Below are 19605 nucleotides of genomic sequence, written 5' to 3'. Positions count from 1 at the left end.
CGCCCCACGGAAAGCGAGCATCCTGGTGTGGAAATCTACGAAATACTTTTTTATTAGAAACAAAGTTTACGCAAACAGCTTTTCTAAAAGATTGTTGTTTTAAAACAAACTTCGTTTTTAAGAAAAGGTTAATCAGTTTCCATTTTATAGTTAAATCGCTTATTAAATTTATTATTTTTAGTTACCTGCCCTTACAAATTACAGTTATTTGAATTTAATAAAATAGGACTTCTATACAAATTTTATGATTTCTTATATTTGAAGATAAAGTATAGATTCATATTCTATTTATCCTTTTTTTAACATTTAAGCTCGTTCGAGAACCAGCAAACCGAGGAGGGCAAAAATTGAAAGTATTAGTCATTTGGCGACTGTTAACAGTTGGTGGAGTAAATGCTGGCTGGCGTAATCGCGCAATCTATTTTAAGAAATTTGGAATTGAAACTGAATTTTTATATACTACTGACCATGGTGGTCTACACATTATGGAGGATGTAGCACCTGTTTATTTAACAAAAGATGAAAATAAAATTATCAACATCATTAAAGAGAGTAATTATGATGCAATTATTGTTGTTGATACAGGAGCTGCTTATAAGTGGATTCAAAAGGCTAATTTTAAAGGACCTGTTATTGTGGAAGCAAGGACACCTGAACTGATTAAATTACAACCACATCTTAAAAAATTTCGGACAGTTCAACCCGTTTCGATCATTGTTCCATCCAATTATCAAAAGCGATTAGTTTCTATACTTACCGATGATATCCCCATAAAAGTAATCTACAATGGGGTTGATACTGCTTTTTTCCGTCGATTAACCCCAGATGAAATTGATTTTGAAATGAACCCCATACTCCCTAATGGAAAAAAAGTAGTATGCTGGATAGGTAGAGTGGATAAACGTAAAAACTGGCCTATGTTGATTGAAGTTGCCAAATTAATAAAAAGTGAACGATCCGATATTGAAATTTGGCTAATAGGTGGAGCGCAAAGTGTTCAGCGTGAAGAATTTGCTGCAAAATGGGAAGAAGAAGGTCTGACAGATATCATTAAATGGTTTCCAGTTATTCCTTACCAGCAAATGCCACATGTTTACGCAAAAGTGCTACAATCAGGCGGTTGTTCTTTAGCAACAACCAAATCTGAATCATTTGGAAATACATTTATCGAATCAATGGCTTGTGGAGTGCCAGTAGTAGCCTCAAATATCATGCCAATCTCGGAAATTGTAATCAATCAAGAAACTGGCATGCTGTATCGAGGTCATGATGTTTTAGATGCAGTAAAAAATATTTACTCTATCATAGACGATCAAACACTTCATCAAAATATGTCACAAAAAGCGACGAAGCATGTTGAAAAACGATTTGCTATTCATAAAGTAGCTGATGTTTACTTGCAAATTCTTCTGGAGATTGGCAATGTTACAAACGGCGGTGAAAACATATGATTACACCAATCTCGTATATCAAAAAACTAGAAGGTAAATCAAATGCACATTTGATTACATTTGACGATGGAAGAGATTACGTTGTTAAGTATTTTCACAATGATTTAAAAAAAACGCTACCAAATGAATGGATTTCATATTGTATTGCTAGATATTTAGGACTTCCTATACCATTCGCTCAAATCGTGGAGATACCTGAAGAGTTTTCAGCAAAAATTCCGGATATTTCCCTAGAAGTTATTAATAATTCGAAATATCAATTTGCCTCTTTATATGTACCTGAATGTTTAAATGGTCACCAAATTTCAAGTGTACCTAGTATTAAAAATCATGGATCATTAGCTGGAATTATTTTATTTGATTATTGGTTATGCAATGGTGATCGTACGCGGAAAAATATACTTTTACGTGAGGAGACATTAAATAATTTCCAATTATGGATTATCGATCATGCAGAGGTTTTTGGATCGCATAGTTGGATAATCTCTGAATTAGAAACACTTCCAAAAGAGCTAATGAAAAGCGCTACTCATCAATTTATGTCAAGTTATATTGAAGACGAGAGAAGCTTTGCTAAACAATTACAAATTATACAAACATTCCCTGTACTTTTACTAGAAGAAATTGTCGATTTAATCCCCGATGATTGGCTAGTATCAAAGGAAGATAAAAAAGCGCTTGTAGGTAGATTAATCAATCGTCGCAAAAAGTTTCTTCCTGTACTAATGAGAATATTCATTAAAACGATTTATCGTCCGATACAAAAAACGAAAATTGAGAATCTAACTAATCTAGAATAAAGTAATAAAACGACTCCAATATTATTTGAGAGTCGTTTTTTCTATAAGCTGTTTTTGAAAATATTATAAGATCCTTCTATATTATTCTTGATTATTAATTAGGATTGACGGCTTTCCAACAGGATAATATTCTACGTACTTGCATTCTCTTAGTCTATCCTCAACTATACAATTTCTTCCATCAAAAATAATAGGATTTTTCATTTGATCAGATAGACGCGATAAGTCTAATTCGGTAAATTCTTTCCACTCTGTTACGATAAAAACTGCGTCAGATCCACTCAATGCTTCTTTCACAGATGAAGCATACGTTATTGTGTCACCTATAATATTTCTAGCGTTATTTATTGCAACTGGATCATATGCTACTACATCCGCTCCTAAGCTATTTAATGAACGAGCTATTTTAATAGAAGGGGCCTCTCTCATATCATCAGTGTTTGGTTTAAATGAAAGTCCTAATAGCGCAATTTTTCTTCCACTTAACTCACCGAAACGTCTTAATGCTTTCATGACTAGTAATTCGTGCTGATTTTCATTAATAGCAATTATATCTTTCAAAAAAGAAAATTCGATTCCATTTGATTGAGCTGTGTGCAATAATGCTTTTACATCTTTAGGAAAACAAGAACCTCCATAACCGATACCAGCATTTAAAAATGCTTCACCAATCCGATTATCTTTTCCCATTCCCATTGCTACATCTTCTACATTTGCTCCCACAACTTCACAAATATTTGCAATTTCATTTATATAACTTATTTTACTAGCCAAGAACGCATTAGAAGCATATTTTATCATTTCTGCACTTCTGATACTCGTTACTAGAAAGGGAACATTTAATGGAGCATACATTTCTTGAACAATTTGAGCTACCACTTTGTTTTCACATCCAATAATGATTCTATCAGCTTTCATCGTATCTTTAACCGCAGATCCTTGTCTAAGAAACTCAGGATTTGAAACCATCTCAAATTTGATTTCTTCACTACAATTTTTTCGTATTAAATCTCTTATTTTTTCATTTGTACCTACTGGAACCGTACTTTTAATAGCGATAATCGTTTCTGAATTTAAATGTGATGCAATGTTTAATGCAGCGCTCTCTATATAGGATAAATCAGCCGCTCCATCATCACTTTGTGGTGTTCCTACAGCAATAATAATAATTTGAGCATTTTCTAAACCTTCGTTATATGAAGTTGTAAATAATAACCGACCAGCTGATGCATTTTTTATAATTAGATCTTCTAATCCTGGTTCGTAAATTGGTGAAATTCCTGCTCGTAATTTATTAATTTTTTCCTCATTGATATCTAAACATACTACATCATGACCGATTTCAGATAGACAGACACCGGTAGTCAAACCAACATAACCAGTACCTAGAATGGCAATTTTCATATTAATCTACCTCCTGATCATTATCTGGGAGAGTATCATTAATATCTATTTCCTTTAAAAAGGCAATTACTTCTTCTTTTATATCCTCTCTATGAATAGCAAAATCAATGGTTGCCATAATAAAACCAATCTTATCTCCTATATCATAACGTCTTCCTTCAAAGTCAAATGCCATTACTTGTCGCTTCTTATTTAAAACATTTATCGCATCTGTTAATTGCAATTCACACCCTTGTCCAACAGAAAGTACTGATAATATATCAAATATTTCCGGAGTTAGAATGTATCTCCCCATAATTGCATAATTTGAAGGAGCATCTTCTATTTTTGGCTTTTCTACAAGATAATCTACTTGAAAAAGGTCAATTTCTTCATGAGTCGTTTCTTTTGGCTTTATTACACCATACTTGCTTATCACATGATCAGGTACCTTTTGAACTGCAATGACTGGATTTTGAGACTGTTCGAAAACTTCGATAATTTGTTTTAAACACGGAGTTTCTGATAAAACAATGTCGTCGCCTAATAGTACAGCAAAAGGTTCATTTCCAATAAAGCTTTTAGCACATAAAATGGCATCACCTAAACCTCTAGGCTCCTTTTGTCGCACATAAAATATTTTCACCATATTAGATATTTTTTGAATTTCTTCTAGTACTGTAAACTGATTTTTTCTTGATAGTGCTTCTTCCAGTTCATAGGATTTATCAAAGTGATCTTCAATTGATCGTTTACCTCTACCACTAATAATGATTATTTCCTCGATACCTGAAGCAACTGCTTCTTCTACAATATATTGAATAGTTGGCTTATCAACTATTGGTAACATTTCCTTCGGCTGGGCTTTCGTTGCTGGTAAAAAACGCGTCCCAAGACCGGCTGCGGGAATAATAGCCTTTCGGATTTTCACTATGGTTGCCTCCAAATCTTTCTTCAATAATACTGTATATGTAAATTGTCGAAAAAGGTCACCATATAAGCCTATTAATATCCGAAACTTCACTATTTACAAGGTAGATTGTTAACCCTATAAGATAATAACCTATTGGGCTTTTGATATATTGGAACTTTTTAATGAATAAATTTTCAAAGTTGTTACAAACTATACCGAGGTGATTTTTGTGCTTAAAAAGATTTGGCCAACATTTACTATATTAACCTTACTTTTTATTTACTATATGTTTATCATGCCAATCATCATAAAATGGAAGGATTAATGATAAAAAATGCTTTTACTCAATAGAAATGAATAAGTCTATTAAACGTTTCGTTTTATGATTTCCTAATTACAATCAAGAACAAAAAAGAGCAAGTATAAACACAAGCCCTTCATTTGTTATTTTCTAATTCTAATACCTCTCAGTTAATCTTCTTATATTCCCTAATCTCGTCTGACCATTATTGCCTCTTGTTACTTGAGTTTTTGATTCTTGAGCTCTTGTTTCTTGAACTTTCTCTTGAGCATTCATCATCCTAGTTGTAGTAGCTTTTTCAGTTACTTTTCTAAGTGGCTTTAATTTCCTAGGCATATTGGCATTTAAAATTTGTTCTACTATTACATTTTCTTGCTTAACTTTTACAACTTTTTCTTGTTCAAAATTAGCAACTTTTTCTTGTTCGACAGTTACAAGTACTTCTTCAACATGCTTTTTCTCTTTCTTCATTTTCGTTTTATTTTTAGTTTTATCTTTAGTAACATTATTTGTTGTCTTTTCAGTTACTTTCACAGAATCCTTGTTAGAATCTGCCTGTGTCATTTGATCTGTGTTAATGACTACTTTTTTAGGTTCCGCTGTTCTAATTACTAACTTCGATTCGTATGATTCTAATTGTTCTGTAGTAATTGTTGATGAAAATTCAGATTTCTGCCAAACTTCTAATAATTCACTCGCTACTCTGCTAAATAAATATTTTTCATTTGCTAGTTCTCTACCTTTTTTGCCCATGCTATTCATTAATGATTTATTTGATAATATTTGAGTTATCTTAGTTGCGAACTCACTAGGGTCTTCTGGATTTTCAACAATAAAACCATTTTCACCAGAAATGATTACTTCAGCATTTCCACCTCTTGCAGTTGTTACGATTGGAAGCCCTGCTGACATCGCTTCATAATGAACCCTTGCTAAAGGTTCCTGCCATAAAGATGTACAGACAAACAGATCAGCGACTGCAAACCAATTTTGCATTTCAAAAGGAGAAACGAATCCTGTTGTTATAACTGGTACTTGTTGTTTTTTCGAGATAGCTCTAACATATGCCACGTAATCTGTTACATTATTTTGACTAAACCAATTGCTCCCTACTATTACTAATGCTAAATTTTTAAATGAATTCGAAAGTTGTGGTAATGCTCTGATTAATCGGTCTACACCTTTGTTTTCAGATAATCTTCCGGCAAATAATAAAACCGTCTTATTTTCAAGACCAAATTCTTGTCGAAGTGAGTTACGCGTAGCAATCATTTTCGGGTCAGTACCTGGTAAAAAACGGTTGGTGTCTACACCAGAATAAATCGTTCTGATTTTTGAAGCACTCTGAGGATAAAGCTCTTTAATCACATTACCTACATAATCACTAACAGTTACAATACTAGAAACCTCTTCGATAACTAAATTTGCTTCATAGTCATCTATTTTCCCAAAATTGAACATATCATTATGCATACTTAAAGTGATTTTTGCTTTAGGAGCTACTTTTCTGATAGGTAAGACAAGACGTGGTCTGTTAAAAATGTGGATTAGATCAAATTGATTTGATTCGATATATCGAACCACACCATCTCGATATAATTCAAGTACCCTTCCAGGTACACGAATATAATTTACACCATCTATCGTTTCTTCGTCAGGAAGTGATGGATCATTAATTCCTATAATTGTAATATCATGACTTTTGCTTAAATAAGGTAAACTTCCAGAGATATAAGTTTGTATTGCACCACCTAATACTGGAGGTACAGGGAGATTTTCTGTACAAACCATTAATATTTTCATGATTTTCCACTCCAGTCATTTCTAATTTCATTAATAGTTGCCCATTTCGATTGCTCTAAATCAACGATTGATTTAATAAGTTGTGAAGTAGTTAGATCACTTAAAAATAATTCTGGTTCATATAATACTTCTTTAATATTTTTATAAAATTCATTTGGTAAAGATAAATCGATTACTAATATGTCATATAATTCCGCAGATATTGGATTTGCTTCATGATAGGCCATAATCATTTCTCTTACCCAATTTACGTCCCACTGGTATAAATCTGACATCGTTCCAGAAATCAATTTTCGTAAATCACGAATTGGTAGGTCATATGCAACACCATCTAAATCTATGATCCACATACCATTTGGTCCCATTTGACCATTTGACCATCCATAATCTTGATGAACTAACCCCCAACTTGCATTCCCTTCACTGACCATGGAAAAATAATTTGAGTTATTTAATTCATCTATACTTTTTTTGGCTTGTTCCTGAAACATGTCAACAACACTTAATAGATCCTTACTTGCTGGATATTCTTCATATGCAAGTGCAACATTTCGAAACCAATTCATTTTAGAATATATTTTCGCATAGCTTTTTGGCCATTTGTAAAGTCTACTTGCATTTTCTGCTTGACTTGGTGGCTCATACCCTTTACTTAAACGATGAAATTCTCCTAGCGCATAACAGAGAAGTTTTGCTCCTTCTAAATCCTTCGATACAGGAGCAAGTTGTTCAATCCATTCGGCTACAAACCATAGTTTACCGCCAGCCTCTATATATTCCTCACCATTATTTGCTTTAATAATGCCTGGAACTCGTGCTTTTTGTACTTCAACTAAATACTTTTGTGCGCCAAGACTGAACATACTTCTAGTTGGTCTTCTGTGTAAAAGCTTAAAACTTTTTGGGCCTTTATTTGTTTCAATTTTCCAAATGGCCCCCCCTTTATCAGGTTTTGTTGTAACCACTTGCATACTACTGACTTGAAGATCATAATACGTAAGCACTTCAAGTGCTATCTTTTCAATATATTCAGGTACATAAAACTCATGATTAAGTTCATCCTCTAACCATGGTTCAATCAATATATTATCCAATTTCTCCCTCCTACTATTTAGAGCCCATTAAAAAATAAACATTTCATGTTATTGAAATGAATTGAATAACTTTTATTTCGACAACATTTAAAGCTCTAAGTCAGTTTAGACCTAATGTAATAATATGACTTTGTACAAGTATGGTGAGGGCTATAATGTATATCCACTTTAAAAAGAAGAAGATTAAATTTGATGTTAAAAATAATCTAGTTATATGCATATTTATTTTCGTATTCGAACTTTGTTGATTCTAGATACATATGATATTCCAATCATTGTAAGGTAAGGAGGTTTTTATGGAAGATCAACTCACCTCAAATCGTTTTTTTATAACGGGTTGTGCTGGATTTATTGGATTTCATCTATCTCGTCGTCTATTAGAGCAAGGATTTCATGTCTTAGGTATTGATAATATAAATGATTATTATGATCCAAAATTAAAATTTGATAGATTAAATATTTTAAAGAAGTATCCTAATTTTAGTTTTGTGAAAGGTTCAATTGATAATATTGAATTATTAGAGGGTCTATTTAAACAAAACGAGATTGATATTGTTATTAACTTAGCTGCCCAAGCTGGGGTACGGTATAGTCTAGAGAATCCCGGTTCATATATTCAATCAAATCTAGTAGGGTTTGCAAATATACTAGAATGTTGTAAAAACCATCAAATTAAACACCTCATATATGCTTCATCAAGTTCTGTTTATGGAAATAATAAACAGTCTCCTTCTTCAATTAACGATCGTGTCGATCAACCAATTAGTTTATATGCAGCTACGAAAAAAGCAAATGAATTAATGGCATACACATATAGTCACACATTTAATCTGCCTACTACAGGGTTACGCTTTTTTACTGTTTATGGTCCAATGGGTAGACCAGACATGGCCTTATTTAAATTTTCAAACGCTATTATGAATCAAATGCCAATTGATGTTTATAATTATGGACAGATGAAAAGGGACTTTACTTACATTGATGATGTAATCGAATCCGTTGTCCGTATCATAAATAATGGACCGCCTAACGAGTCTACTTCTTTTTATAAACTTTATAATATCGGAAATCATAACCCTGTAAATTTAAACTATTTCATAGAAGTTATAGAAGAACAACTCGGTAAAAAAGCAATAATCAGATTTTCTCCAATGATTGCAGGTGAAGTACTTGAAACATATGCAGATATCGAGGAATTAGTAAAAGATATTCATTATAGGCCAAATACTTCAATTGAAGATGGAATTAGCAAATTCGTAGAATGGTATAAAGAGTATAATAATATTACGTAAACACTCTCTATGAAACGATTTATTCTTAAAGATAACCATTAAGCTATTAAAAAGAGCAACTACGAATTTGTAGTTGCTCTTTTTATATCAATTAGTTTAATCCTAATGCACTTTTTACACTTTCTAATGTTTGTGATTTGTATTTCTTTTTAGGTGTCGGCGCATAATTAATAGTTGGATTTTGCATTAAGTAATTTTCTTCAACAAATGCCATATCTTTTGAGTCTACAACACCATCAAAATTTATATCTGCATCGCGTTTATTTGTTCCCCAATATGTTTGAAGATAAATTGCATCCATTACATCGATTACATCATCTTTATTAACGTCTCCTGCAGTAGCTGGGTTAAGTTTTAAATATAGATTTTGGTAAGTGACTTTTCCATCTTCATGGAATCCAATTGTAAAGTTCTTGTGTACTGTAAAATGTCCTGGCATACTGAATTCAAGTTCGTATTGATCATCAGTTAATGGTAAATTTGGAATTTGGAATAATACTGATGAGCTGCCTGAATTTATTACTCCGTTATAAATTGTACCGCTCGAATTTGTTGCTTTTACTTTAATACCCATTTTTGAATAATCATACGATTGATTTGCATCTCCATTTGGATTCAAAAATGCTTCGGCACTGTTGCTACCACGTGCTAGTGAATAAGTTGGTTCCATATAATAAAGATTAGGATTACCACTCATTGCAGATTTGGTCGTATTATTCATATCTGTATAAGTCACACTTGTCATATAAGCTGCAAACGTTACAGGATATGCAGTGTAATCGTTAGACATTGTAAATGCTAAATCTACTAATGAAAGATCTCCAGATAATGGAGCTACTCCATCCTTTAATGTAACTGTTACAGTCGCTTCATTAAGACTTGAACCTACACTGTATACCTTTTCCGCGACATTTATATTGATCTTATCTGCTAGGCTTGGGTTTGGTGTAACATTCATTGAAGCAACATTCGTGTAATGATAGAACTTATAAACAGCTTGCTTCACGTTATTTACTTTATTTAAAGTTAGCTTCGCATGAACAGTTTCTCCCATTTTTGCAGAACGTTTATCAGCTTGCATATATCCATATGCTGCATCATCACGTGTAACGAAAATGTCTCTACCTTCTTTAAATGTTTTATTTGATGCCGCATCCAATGCATAGAAAGTTAGTAACATTGCTCTTGTAGGGTTTGTTGGAATATTAACAGTGAAAGTACCATCTGGATTTACCGGTACAGATGTTGCCCTACCACCTAAATTATCAAAATAATATAATTTAGTGCTTCCTTGATTAAAATTCATGCCAAGTGCTTGCATTTCTTCAGTTTCTTTATCATAAACCGAACCAGTAAATATCACTGATGTTTGACCATTTTTATATTCAACTACGTCAGGGCTATTAATAGTCACTTTCGGCGCCGAATTATCAAAATAGAAAGGTGCTTCTTGAGAGAATGTACGACCAGCGTCATTTGTACCAATTATTTTAAGTTTATAGTATCCTGGTTTTGCTAAATCAGTGTTATATGCAAATGGCTGTTCAGAGTCACCTGTTGATTTGTAATAAAGACCATCAAAAATATGGGATACCCCATAATTTACATTTTCTTGCATCCCTAAACCATCCATCGTACCAACGAATCCTAACTCTTTACCTGTTTTACCATCTTCAAGAATTACATCAAGTGTACGCATATGAGATTTGATGCTAAAATAAGCATTTGTATAAATTAACTGACCAGCATATGCTGAATCAAACACATGAGTAAATGCTTGTGGACTCATTGTGACAGGATTCATTCCTTCTTCAACTGTTTTAATTGCGAACGGTACTTGGAATGTTTCATCTGGATTTGAATTGTTTGTATACGTTACAAAACCTTCATAAGTTCCAAGTGCAGCAGTTTTTGGAACTGCGATTGCTACAACGGATTTCTTTTTCGAATTAGCTCCTACTTTAATCGACTTATCTGTAACAATCATAACTCCATTTGCATCTGCATCTAATGATCCTCTACGACCTGTTTGGAATGAAACTTTCACATCATACGTTTTTGCTTGACTACTATTACTATAGATTGTAAGTGTACGTTGATCACTTGTATTTGTTCCAGCAGGTGCAAATACTCCAAATGCTAGAGCTCCTGTTAAATCTTTTACTGTTTTAAGATTTCCTTTTTTATCTAAAGTACCTTTTGTTTCATCTGCTACTTCAATTCTTGTTTTAGCATGAATTGCTTCATATGGATCAACCTGTCCTGCACCTGATTCATACACACTGTAATCTCCATTTAATGGATCGGCTGTGTTCATTAAAGTTTCTTTAATTTGAGCTGGCGTTAAATTTGGATTTGCCTGTAATAACAAAGCTGACACACCTGCTACATTAGGTGTAGCCATTGAAGTACCTGATAAATTATCATATGCATATTGATAGTTACCAATTTGATCTGCTCCATGCATATAAGCTGGCACAGTCGAGAAGACAGATACGCCTGGTGCCGTAACTTCAGGTTTAATATCATACGTGATACGAGCCGGACCGCGAGAACTGAAACTTGCTAATTTGCTACCCGCGTCAACTAGTTTTCCCATTTCATCAAATGAAAATGTTGCAGTTCCAGAAGTCGTTTTCGGTTGAATTAACGCTGCTTGCTCAGCTGAAATAGAGAAAGTTGGTATCATTCCATAGCCTGCACTTAAATAGGTTGGAATAAATCCTTCCCCAGCCACATTATTCGCTAAAATTACTGCTTTTGCTCCATGCTTTTGAGCTTCTTTCACTTTATCAACAAGTGCGATTGTCCCTCTATTTACGTATACTATTTTTCCGGCTACATCTTTTCCATTATAATCTGCTGGAGATCCTGTATTTGGAATATATACGATTGGTAGATTTTGTCCTTTTAAGCTTTCAACATTGTCACCGAATCCTAATCCTAATAACTTCAAATCAGCTTGTACATCTGATGTTCCATGCAAAGTTCCTTTAGAAGTAGCGATCTCAGTTTTTGTATCATTTGCTCCAACTGTAAGCGCTAATGCTGAAGCCCCTGGTGCACCAACTGTGTACATTCCGTCTCCAGCATTACCTGCTGCTACGACTGCAGTTACGCCTGAAAGAACAGCATTATTTAGTGCGAGACTTTCAACATTTTGAGGATCATTTGAACTATTACCAAGTGATAAGTTTATTACATCCATGCCATCAGCTATTGACTTATCAATTCCACCTAATACACTTTCAGTTGAACCTGACCCAAATTGTCCCAATACTCGATATACGTATAGGTCAGCATCTGGTGCTACTCCTGTTACTGCATAATCTGTATTATTTTTACCACTTCCAGCAATGATACCCGATACATGTGTACCATGCTCTGTATAGAAAGTTGCTCCTGTATTTGGATCTTTTTCCGATAATCCTGATTTTTTCCAATCGTCGTATGTAGTCTCCATTGGGTCGGCATCATTATCGACAAAATCCCAGCCTTTCACTGAGCTTGGACTAATTGATTTAGGATCGACTCCAGGTTGTGCACGATACCCTTTATATGCGTCCGTTAAATCTGGATGGTTGTAATCAATCCCCGTATCAATTACCCCTACTTTAATCCCCTTACCTGTAAAACCTTCATCATGTAATTTATTGATTCCTGGGAATACTTCTGTTGCTACTTTTTTAGTGTCGCCAGATCCTTCTTGAATAGTAGGTGGTTCAACTTTTATCACATTATTTGGCCAAACAGCTTTAACAGCCTTTGATTGTAATAATGATTTTACTTTATTTGCAGGTAGTTCCATTGAAACTCCATTTAGTGAGCTCTTATACGTGCGTTTAATCTTAAACAATTTATTATTCTCTTTTAAATCATCTTTATAAATAGTTTCTAAATCACTTTTAAATGTATCTTGGGCTTCATTTGCTTTTTGTTCTGCATCCGAAAGTGATAAACTATTTCCATTTGCTGCTTCTTCTAAAACTGCTACTTTTGCTGGTTGTTCTTTAAATTCAACGATTACTGATAGATTATCTGTACTATCTAAATCTACCGAAGATGGTAATTGAAGACCTTCACCACTACTTACTTGTAATTGTTTTAGTGCATTGCGTTGTTCTGGTGAAAGTTTCGCTAGTACTTGCTCAATTGAATCTGTCGTTGTTGCCTTTGCAATTGTTTGGTGACTTTTAATCGGAAATGAGCTGAATAATACTCCTGTACTTAAGGTAAAAATGGCTGTACCTTTTAAAAAACGATTCATCTTTCTCTCCCCTTCTTGCAAGTAATTTCTTTCTAATTTGATTATAAGGAGAGTTGACAGTATTTTATTTTTTAAAAATTCTATCAATTACCAATTTAGTTTTCGATAAATCTCGACAAAAAAAGAGAACCCCTTAGGAGCTCTTAGTAAATTCTTAAAAATTAAAGTGAGGTATTTTATTCGGCCTTAACAAGTGCAAATATTTCTCCTCTAATTCGGGAGTTAAGTATTCTTTATAATGCCAGATAGCCAGTAGACACTGCTTAAACTTTTCAAAAATTCCTACGTTTTTTACTTTATTAGCAACTTCAATTAAATCATTTAAACCTTCAATAAAACTTCTCTCTTCACATTTTAAAAGTGACAGAGCAAAACAATAATCAAAATACAATTGCTGTGTAAATAAATTAGAACTGATCGCCATTTCATTAATTTCTTTTTCATGGTGTTTGATTAATTCTTTCGCATTTTCTATTCTACCTAACTTAACATAAGATTCTAATATTCTCGGTAAACCTACATGTACATCATCACGAGTTTTAAGCCAATTATAATATTCATCAGCATAATGTAATTGACCAAAATCAATTAATGCTACAAAGCGGTTACCAATCGCAATTTCAGCAAAGTATTCATTAATTTTTCCATATCGATTAATTAAGTCTAGTACCTCATCAAGTGAACTTCCTAATCTAGTTAACGCAAACCCCTGATACAAAAGAGCTTTTCCATAATGATCTTCTATTTTCGCAATTTTTTCTAGACGATTAGCATAATGTAATACTTTGTCCCACTGCTTTAGCATATAATAAGTTGCCATAATCCATAAAAATGTTAATTCTTGAAATTCCTCAGGCATATAACTTAAGTAATCTAATACGTGCACAAGTGTAGATGGACCATCTTCTGTTAATCTATTTAAATAGTACTTCCTAAAATAGCTTATTGCTACTTCCTCTGATAAGGAATCTGGCATATTGTTAATTATAATATCATATAAAGGCACTGCTTCACTCTCTTTACCTTCTGTAAAAAGTTGCTCTGCTATTTGAAACAGATTTTGTAAATTTTTAGTACGAATTGTTTTCGATTTTTCCTCCAACATAACAGAAATCATAAAGTGAAGTTCATTTTTATAACCATTAATTGCACATTTATAAATAAAAGCTACACTTCTTCGTTTATCTAGATATCTATTTTGATTAAAACATAGTTGAGTATAATAAGAATAAAAAGTACCCTCAGGTAGACAAAATGCTTTCGTAATAGCATCTAAATAATGTAATGAAAGTGGCTTTTTATTATTAAAAATTCTACTAATATCACTAAAATGAATACCTGAATGTTTAGCTAAATCAGCCTTGTTCCAACTTTTATTAATCAGTAAATTTTGAAATTCATATAGAAGAATCTGATTCATTACTAAACTCTCCTCTCGATGTCTCTAATAGAAAATTGTTGTGCTCTTAAACAATGTTAGTATTTTTTATGGTAATTTCTAGATTTTTCGATCTTGAAGTCTGTACCTTCATCGCCAATCATCTTCTTGAACTAAAATTTGCATTAACAAAGACCTTAATTCCAACAAGCTTAAAGTAAAGAACTTAATAATTAAATTTTATTATAGCAATACATTCCACTATCCTTTTCCTAATTCCTCTTATCATTCTTAAATTTAATCCAGATTTAATAGTCTATTAAAAATCGTAGTTCAAACGTCATTACAATTTAGCAAGAATGCAAATTATTTCAATTTCCTCATAAATAAAGTAATTTATTTTATTAAAGAAAAACGCTCAGAGAATAACACTCTAAGCGTTGTGAAAATGTAAAACTCGTATTAAGCTGTTCGGGCTTTTGAAGATCTTTCAATTTGATTTTGACTTTTTTTGAATCGATACACAAAATATGATATCGATAATATGAAACCGATACAAAAGAAGATTAATAATGATTGAACACTACTTATGAATAAATCATTATCATGGATACTAATAACTGATTTAAATCCAAGAATAGAATAGGTCATTGGAATCCATTGATGCACATTGTTAAAGAATTTTGGTAGCATTTCAATCGGGAATGTTCCTCCAGAAGAAGTTAACTGTAGGACTAAGAAGAACATACAGATGAATCTTCCATAATGACCAAACGCTGATTGAATAAATAAAAATATTGCACCAAAAGTCCAGCTTGTTAAAATCGATAATAAGAAAAATTTTGTCATATGTTCAACGTGAACACCAATGATTAACAATAATATATCTACGATAATGGCTTGTATAACACCTACTCCAAATACTATTGTTAATTTACCTAAGAACCAGCTTACCCCAGTTTTAGATGAGCCAATTTCTAATAATGGAAAGACAGATGTGAATAAAAATAATCCTACATATAAGCCTAAAGTTAAACCGTATGGTGCAAAACCATCCCCATATTTCTTCACATGGTTTATCGGTTTACTATCAAGGCTTACTGGTTTGGATATTGCATCTGCAGCTTTATTAACCGTGAATTGATGTTCCTTAAGCTTATCGTCAACTGTCGTTAAAGCATTAGATAGTTTGCCAGAACCTGATGTTAATTTCTCTAAACCATCCGCTAATTGAGACGTACCATCATTAAGTTTTCCAGCACCATCTGATATTTTTGTTGACGCATCACTTAACTTATTACTTCCAGTTGCTAATTGATTTAGTCCGTTTGAAAGTGATTGATAACCTTCCAGCAACTTATTAGATCCAGTTTGACCAGCAATAATGCCTTCATTTAACCCTTTCATACCTTGAGCAAACTGAGCCTGGCCATCTGAGAATGCACTTGCACCTGCAAGCAATTGTTCTTGACCTGCTTTTAGTTTACCTAAACGATCTGATAAAGATTGTTGTCTAGCACTTAAACTTTGAATCTCATCAATTAAAGAGTCTTTTTTAGTAAGTAAATCTTGAGTTGATCCTTTTTGAGTCTCTTTATTCAATTGGGTTTCAAAGGAATTAAGTAAATCAATCACCTGTTGTTTATCTAAATCATTGTTTTGAATGGATTTTTTCAAGTCTTCGATACTTTTGTTTGTATTCGTTTTATACTCACCAATTTGTTTAGTGGTTTGATCAATTTGATTCGCATAATCAATAACAGATTCATTTAATTGTATAGATTGATCTTGTACTAAAGTATTATCTTGGGTAACTTGATTGAAAAGAGTTGTCGTGCCAATCAACATTTGTTGAATACCATTTTGTAACTCAACTGATTTTTCACTTAACGATTGCGCTCCTTTTGATAGCCGACTACTTCCATTTCCAATTTTGCTTAGTCCTTGATTAAATTTTTCCGAACCAGCAACTAATTGAGAAGAGCCACTTGCAGCAGAATTTGCCCCTCCTGTTAATTTGCTCATTCCTTGGTTAAATTGGATCGTTCCTTTTGCAAATTCTTTAAGACCATTTGAAAGTTTATCCGTTCCGCTTTTTGCGCTACTTAAACCATCTGTAAGCTTAACGCCACCGTCGGCTAATTTAGACATTCCATTGCCTATATCCTTTTGCGCTTTTAATAATGCTTTTGTATAAGCTTTTGTTACATTATCGCCCAATTTTTCTTTTACTTTTTCCAAAATAGAAGACCCAACAGAAGCTGCTGTATTGTTATACCCTTCATTAGCAATATATGAAAGCTGAGCTTTTTCTGGATGTGCATCCATTGCACTCATCGCATTTTCGGAAAAATCGCTAGGGATTTCAATTTCAATATAGTATTTATTATCTTTTAGAGCCTGTTTAGCTTGCTTTTGATTCAATTCCGTAACATTCAAATCCTTGCTTTTCTTTAATTCATTTGCTAAATCATTACCAATTACAATCTCTTTCTCATCGGCTGTTGTACCTTTATCATTATTTACTAAAACTAATGGAACATTTTTGATTCTGCCATACGGATCAAAATAACTATAAACAAAAAATCCAGCGTATAAACAAGGAATTAAAAGGATAATAGCTGACATGATACGTAGATTTTTGTTTTTAAATAATAAACCAAATTCTTTTTTTAATGAATTAATGTAATTCATATAATCCCCCTTAAGCAGTTCCCCCAATTAATAGTTAATTATTTTCTTTATAAAAAAGAAAATTTAGTTCGACTTCTCCAATAATGATCCTCTTTTTTCATAAACAATTAAACAAATTAAATTTTTACATTATAAGTACTTTTATATAATTCATGTTTATTGTCGAAATGCCTGTAAAAAGTTGCCCTATTCACTTTTGCTCGATCTGTTATTTCTTTCACAAAAATCGAATTGATGTCCTTTTCATTTATTAAAGCAACAAATGCATCGATAATAAGTTTTCTCGTTCTTGTCACACGAGGATCTTCATTTTTTTGATTCATGTGTTCCATCTCCTAATAATTGACACCTCCAATATGGCTACTTTCAATTGATTCAACTCCTAAAAGATTATTTGTAAGTACTATTTCATTATAAAATCATAAATACATGATGTATAATACATAATAATCAATGTATACATTCCATTAAGTCTATATATTAAATAAACGAGGTGCTATAAAACGGTGGAATTACTTCAACTAAAATACTTTCAAACAGTCGCAAAACTTGAACATATTACAAAAGCAGCTGAAGAATTACAAATTGCTCAACCATCATTAAGTAAAACAATTACAAGACTTGAAAACGATTTAGGCGTTCCTTTATTCGATCGGCAAAGGAGGCAAATAAAATTAAATAACTTTGGAAAAGCATTTCTTAGTAGAGTAGATAATGCCTTAATGGAGTTGGAAGAAGGAAGAAGAGAATTAGAAGATCTCGCTAGTTTAAAAAAAGGGAGTATTACTTTAGCTTCATCTATATCAAAAATATTACCTGATCTGATGAGTGCTTTTTTATCTGAATATCCAGATGTTCATTTCCGCCAAGTTATTAAACCCATTTCTACAATGAAAAAACAACTTGATGATGGTGAAATTGATTTGTGTATTTCATCAATTCCTTTTGAAGACCCTGATATCGAATGGACCCCCTTAATTACTGAAGATATTTACTTAATTGTTCCTTCTGGGCATTATTTAGCTGGTAAAGAATCTATCCACTTGAGCGAGTTAAAACACGAAACTTTTATCTCATTAAATGCTGGATATGGATTTCGAGAATTAACAGATAAATTTTGTTTGGATGTAGGATTTGTCCCTAATATTTCATTTGAGGTAGATGAACCTTTTGCTATTGTAAGATTAGTAAATCAAGGGTTAGGCGTGGCATTCATGCCAGCATTAGATTGGAATAGAGTTTCAGACGAATTACAAGAGCGTATCCGAATTATCGAACCAACTTGTCAACTTACAATCGGACTTGCTTGGTCAAAAAGTAGGTACCTATCATTAGCCGCACAAAATTTCCAAAAATTCGTAGTCGATTACTTTAAGAAAATCTCTTCTGGTTTAGATGATAATTAAATTCATTTACATAAAAAAACGATTATTCCTTATAAAAGAAATAATCGTTTTTTTATTTTGACACTTTTCTAAAGGCTCTTTCTATAAGATTCTTGTTATTAAAAGATTTATTAAAAAGGATGATATTGAAAAGAAGTTGATTGGAATGGAAGGTGCGAGACTCCTGTGGGAGTAGCGGGACATGTGAGACCCCACAGGCGCATGCCGAGGAGGCTCACCTCACGCCCCACTAAAAAGCGAGTATCCTGGAGTGTAAATCAACTAAGATACTTCATAAATAGCTACATAGTTTACGAAAACAATCTCTATTTTTGATCAATTTGTTCAAAGTTTACATATTAACAATTTGGAAACGGATGAATATCTTGAATCATTTGAAACGAATAATGCTTCATTGCAAATTGAGAATGATACAAGTATTCCATTAAATAAATTTCCCCATTATAAGCATTACATAATACGCCAGTTACTCCCTGTCCGTTCATTAATGAAACCCCTACAGGTTTTCCTATTAAATATTGAATATTTTGCTGCCATGCCATTTTGCATTCCCCCTATTCATCATTTCTAGGCTATGAAAAAAAATATTCAAGGTGCATGAATTGATTAGTAACTTTATCATTCAAAATGGTTAATTTATCCTTAATAGGAAATAATACCTTTATATTTTATTAACTAACTGTAGGTGAGCGCTTTATGTTCGGAAAAATCCTTTCATTTATTCCTGATTATCCAGTTTTTATACAAGCCTTTATTACTTTCATCGTTCCTGTAGGTTTTTGGAAGTTTTTTAAATGGGTTCATCAAATGGAGAAAGAGTGAG

14 protein-coding genes are annotated in these 19605 nt (G+C 32.7%); 5 read left to right on the top strand and 9 right to left on the bottom strand.

Features of this window, described 5'->3' with window-relative positions; translation table 11 throughout:
* The first annotated feature begins 347 nt into the window (after positions 1–347).
* Positions 348–1451 carry a glycosyltransferase family 4 protein gene (locus B7R65_RS10285; RefSeq protein WP_088042666.1) on the top strand — a complete coding sequence of 368 codons (1104 nt, stop codon included), beginning with the start codon at positions 348–350 and terminating at the stop codon, positions 1449–1451.
* Positions 1448–2251: a HipA family kinase gene (locus B7R65_RS10280; RefSeq protein ID WP_088042665.1), complete on the top strand. Its 804-nt coding sequence runs from the start codon at positions 1448–1450 to the stop codon at positions 2249–2251. The genes B7R65_RS10285 and B7R65_RS10280 overlap by 4 nt, the downstream gene beginning before the upstream one ends.
* Before the next feature lie 81 nt (positions 2252–2332).
* On the opposite strand, the gene B7R65_RS10275 is transcribed toward B7R65_RS10280, so the two are convergent.
* The 4 genes from B7R65_RS10275 to B7R65_RS10260 form a co-directional block, all read right to left on the bottom strand.
* The gene (locus B7R65_RS10275; protein WP_088042664.1) at positions 2333–3655 is read right to left on the bottom strand and encodes a UDP-glucose dehydrogenase family protein; all 1323 of its coding nucleotides are present in this window, start codon (positions 3653–3655) and stop codon (positions 2333–2335) included.
* A gap of 1 nt (position 3656) precedes the next feature.
* A complete protein-coding gene (gene galU, locus B7R65_RS10270; protein WP_088042663.1) occupies positions 3657–4565 on the bottom strand; it encodes a UTP--glucose-1-phosphate uridylyltransferase GalU in 909 nt (302 codons plus the stop codon).
* A gap of 439 nt (positions 4566–5004) precedes the next feature.
* On the bottom strand, positions 5005–6651 hold the full coding sequence (locus tag B7R65_RS10265) for a glycosyltransferase family 4 protein (RefSeq protein ID WP_088042662.1): 1647 nt from the start codon (positions 6649–6651) through the stop codon (positions 5005–5007).
* Positions 6648–7745: a CotS family spore coat protein gene (locus B7R65_RS10260; RefSeq protein WP_088042661.1), complete on the bottom strand. Its 1098-nt coding sequence runs from the start codon at positions 7743–7745 to the stop codon at positions 6648–6650. Before B7R65_RS10260 ends, B7R65_RS10265 begins: the two co-directional genes overlap by 4 nt.
* 296 nt (positions 7746–8041) lie before the next feature.
* Here B7R65_RS10260 and B7R65_RS10255 point away from each other — a divergent pair, with 296 nt between their 5' ends.
* Positions 8042–9037, top strand: a complete 996-nt coding sequence (locus B7R65_RS10255; protein WP_088042660.1) for an NAD-dependent epimerase/dehydratase family protein — start codon at positions 8042–8044, stop codon at positions 9035–9037.
* Between the two features lie 91 nt (positions 9038–9128).
* Here B7R65_RS10255 and B7R65_RS10250 read toward each other — a convergent pair whose 3' ends face one another.
* The 4 genes from B7R65_RS10250 to B7R65_RS10235 form a co-directional block, all read right to left on the bottom strand.
* Positions 9129–13304: a S8 family serine peptidase gene (locus tag B7R65_RS10250; RefSeq protein ID WP_088042659.1), complete on the bottom strand. Its 4176-nt coding sequence runs from the start codon at positions 13302–13304 to the stop codon at positions 9129–9131.
* Positions 13305–13458: 154 nt separating this feature from the next.
* A complete protein-coding gene (locus B7R65_RS10245; RefSeq protein WP_088042658.1) occupies positions 13459–14724 on the bottom strand; it encodes a helix-turn-helix domain-containing protein in 1266 nt (421 codons plus the stop codon).
* A 420-nt stretch (positions 14725–15144) separates the two neighbouring features.
* Positions 15145–17376 (bottom strand): YhgE/Pip domain-containing protein, encoded by a 2232-nt coding sequence (locus B7R65_RS10240; RefSeq protein ID WP_088042657.1) that lies wholly within the window; start codon positions 17374–17376, stop codon positions 15145–15147.
* A gap of 116 nt (positions 17377–17492) precedes the next feature.
* Positions 17493–17699 carry a TetR/AcrR family transcriptional regulator gene (locus B7R65_RS10235; RefSeq protein WP_088042656.1) on the bottom strand — a complete coding sequence of 69 codons (207 nt, stop codon included), beginning with the start codon at positions 17697–17699 and terminating at the stop codon, positions 17493–17495.
* A gap of 183 nt (positions 17700–17882) precedes the next feature.
* Between B7R65_RS10235 and B7R65_RS10230 the strand changes: the two genes are divergently transcribed.
* Complete coding sequence (locus tag B7R65_RS10230) at positions 17883–18782, top strand: LysR family transcriptional regulator (RefSeq protein ID WP_088042655.1); 900 nt, start codon at positions 17883–17885, stop codon at positions 18780–18782.
* Between the two features lie 338 nt (positions 18783–19120).
* Here the strand turns inward: B7R65_RS10230 and B7R65_RS10225 are convergent, their stop codons facing one another.
* Complete coding sequence (locus tag B7R65_RS10225; RefSeq protein WP_088042654.1) at positions 19121–19324, bottom strand: hypothetical protein; 204 nt, start codon at positions 19322–19324, stop codon at positions 19121–19123.
* A gap of 154 nt (positions 19325–19478) precedes the next feature.
* Between B7R65_RS10225 and B7R65_RS21735 the strand changes: the two genes are divergently transcribed.
* Positions 19479–19604 (top strand): hypothetical protein, encoded by a 126-nt coding sequence (locus tag B7R65_RS21735; protein ID WP_088042653.1) that lies wholly within the window; start codon positions 19479–19481, stop codon positions 19602–19604.
* Position 19605: the final 1 nt, after the last annotated feature.

The organism is Bacillus sp. EAC (assembly GCF_002156875.1).
GTDB lineage: Bacteria > Bacillota > Bacilli > Bacillales > Bacillaceae_G > Gottfriedia.
Note: the sequence above shows the minus strand (reverse complement) of the source record. Positions and strands in the feature narration are given on the sequence as shown.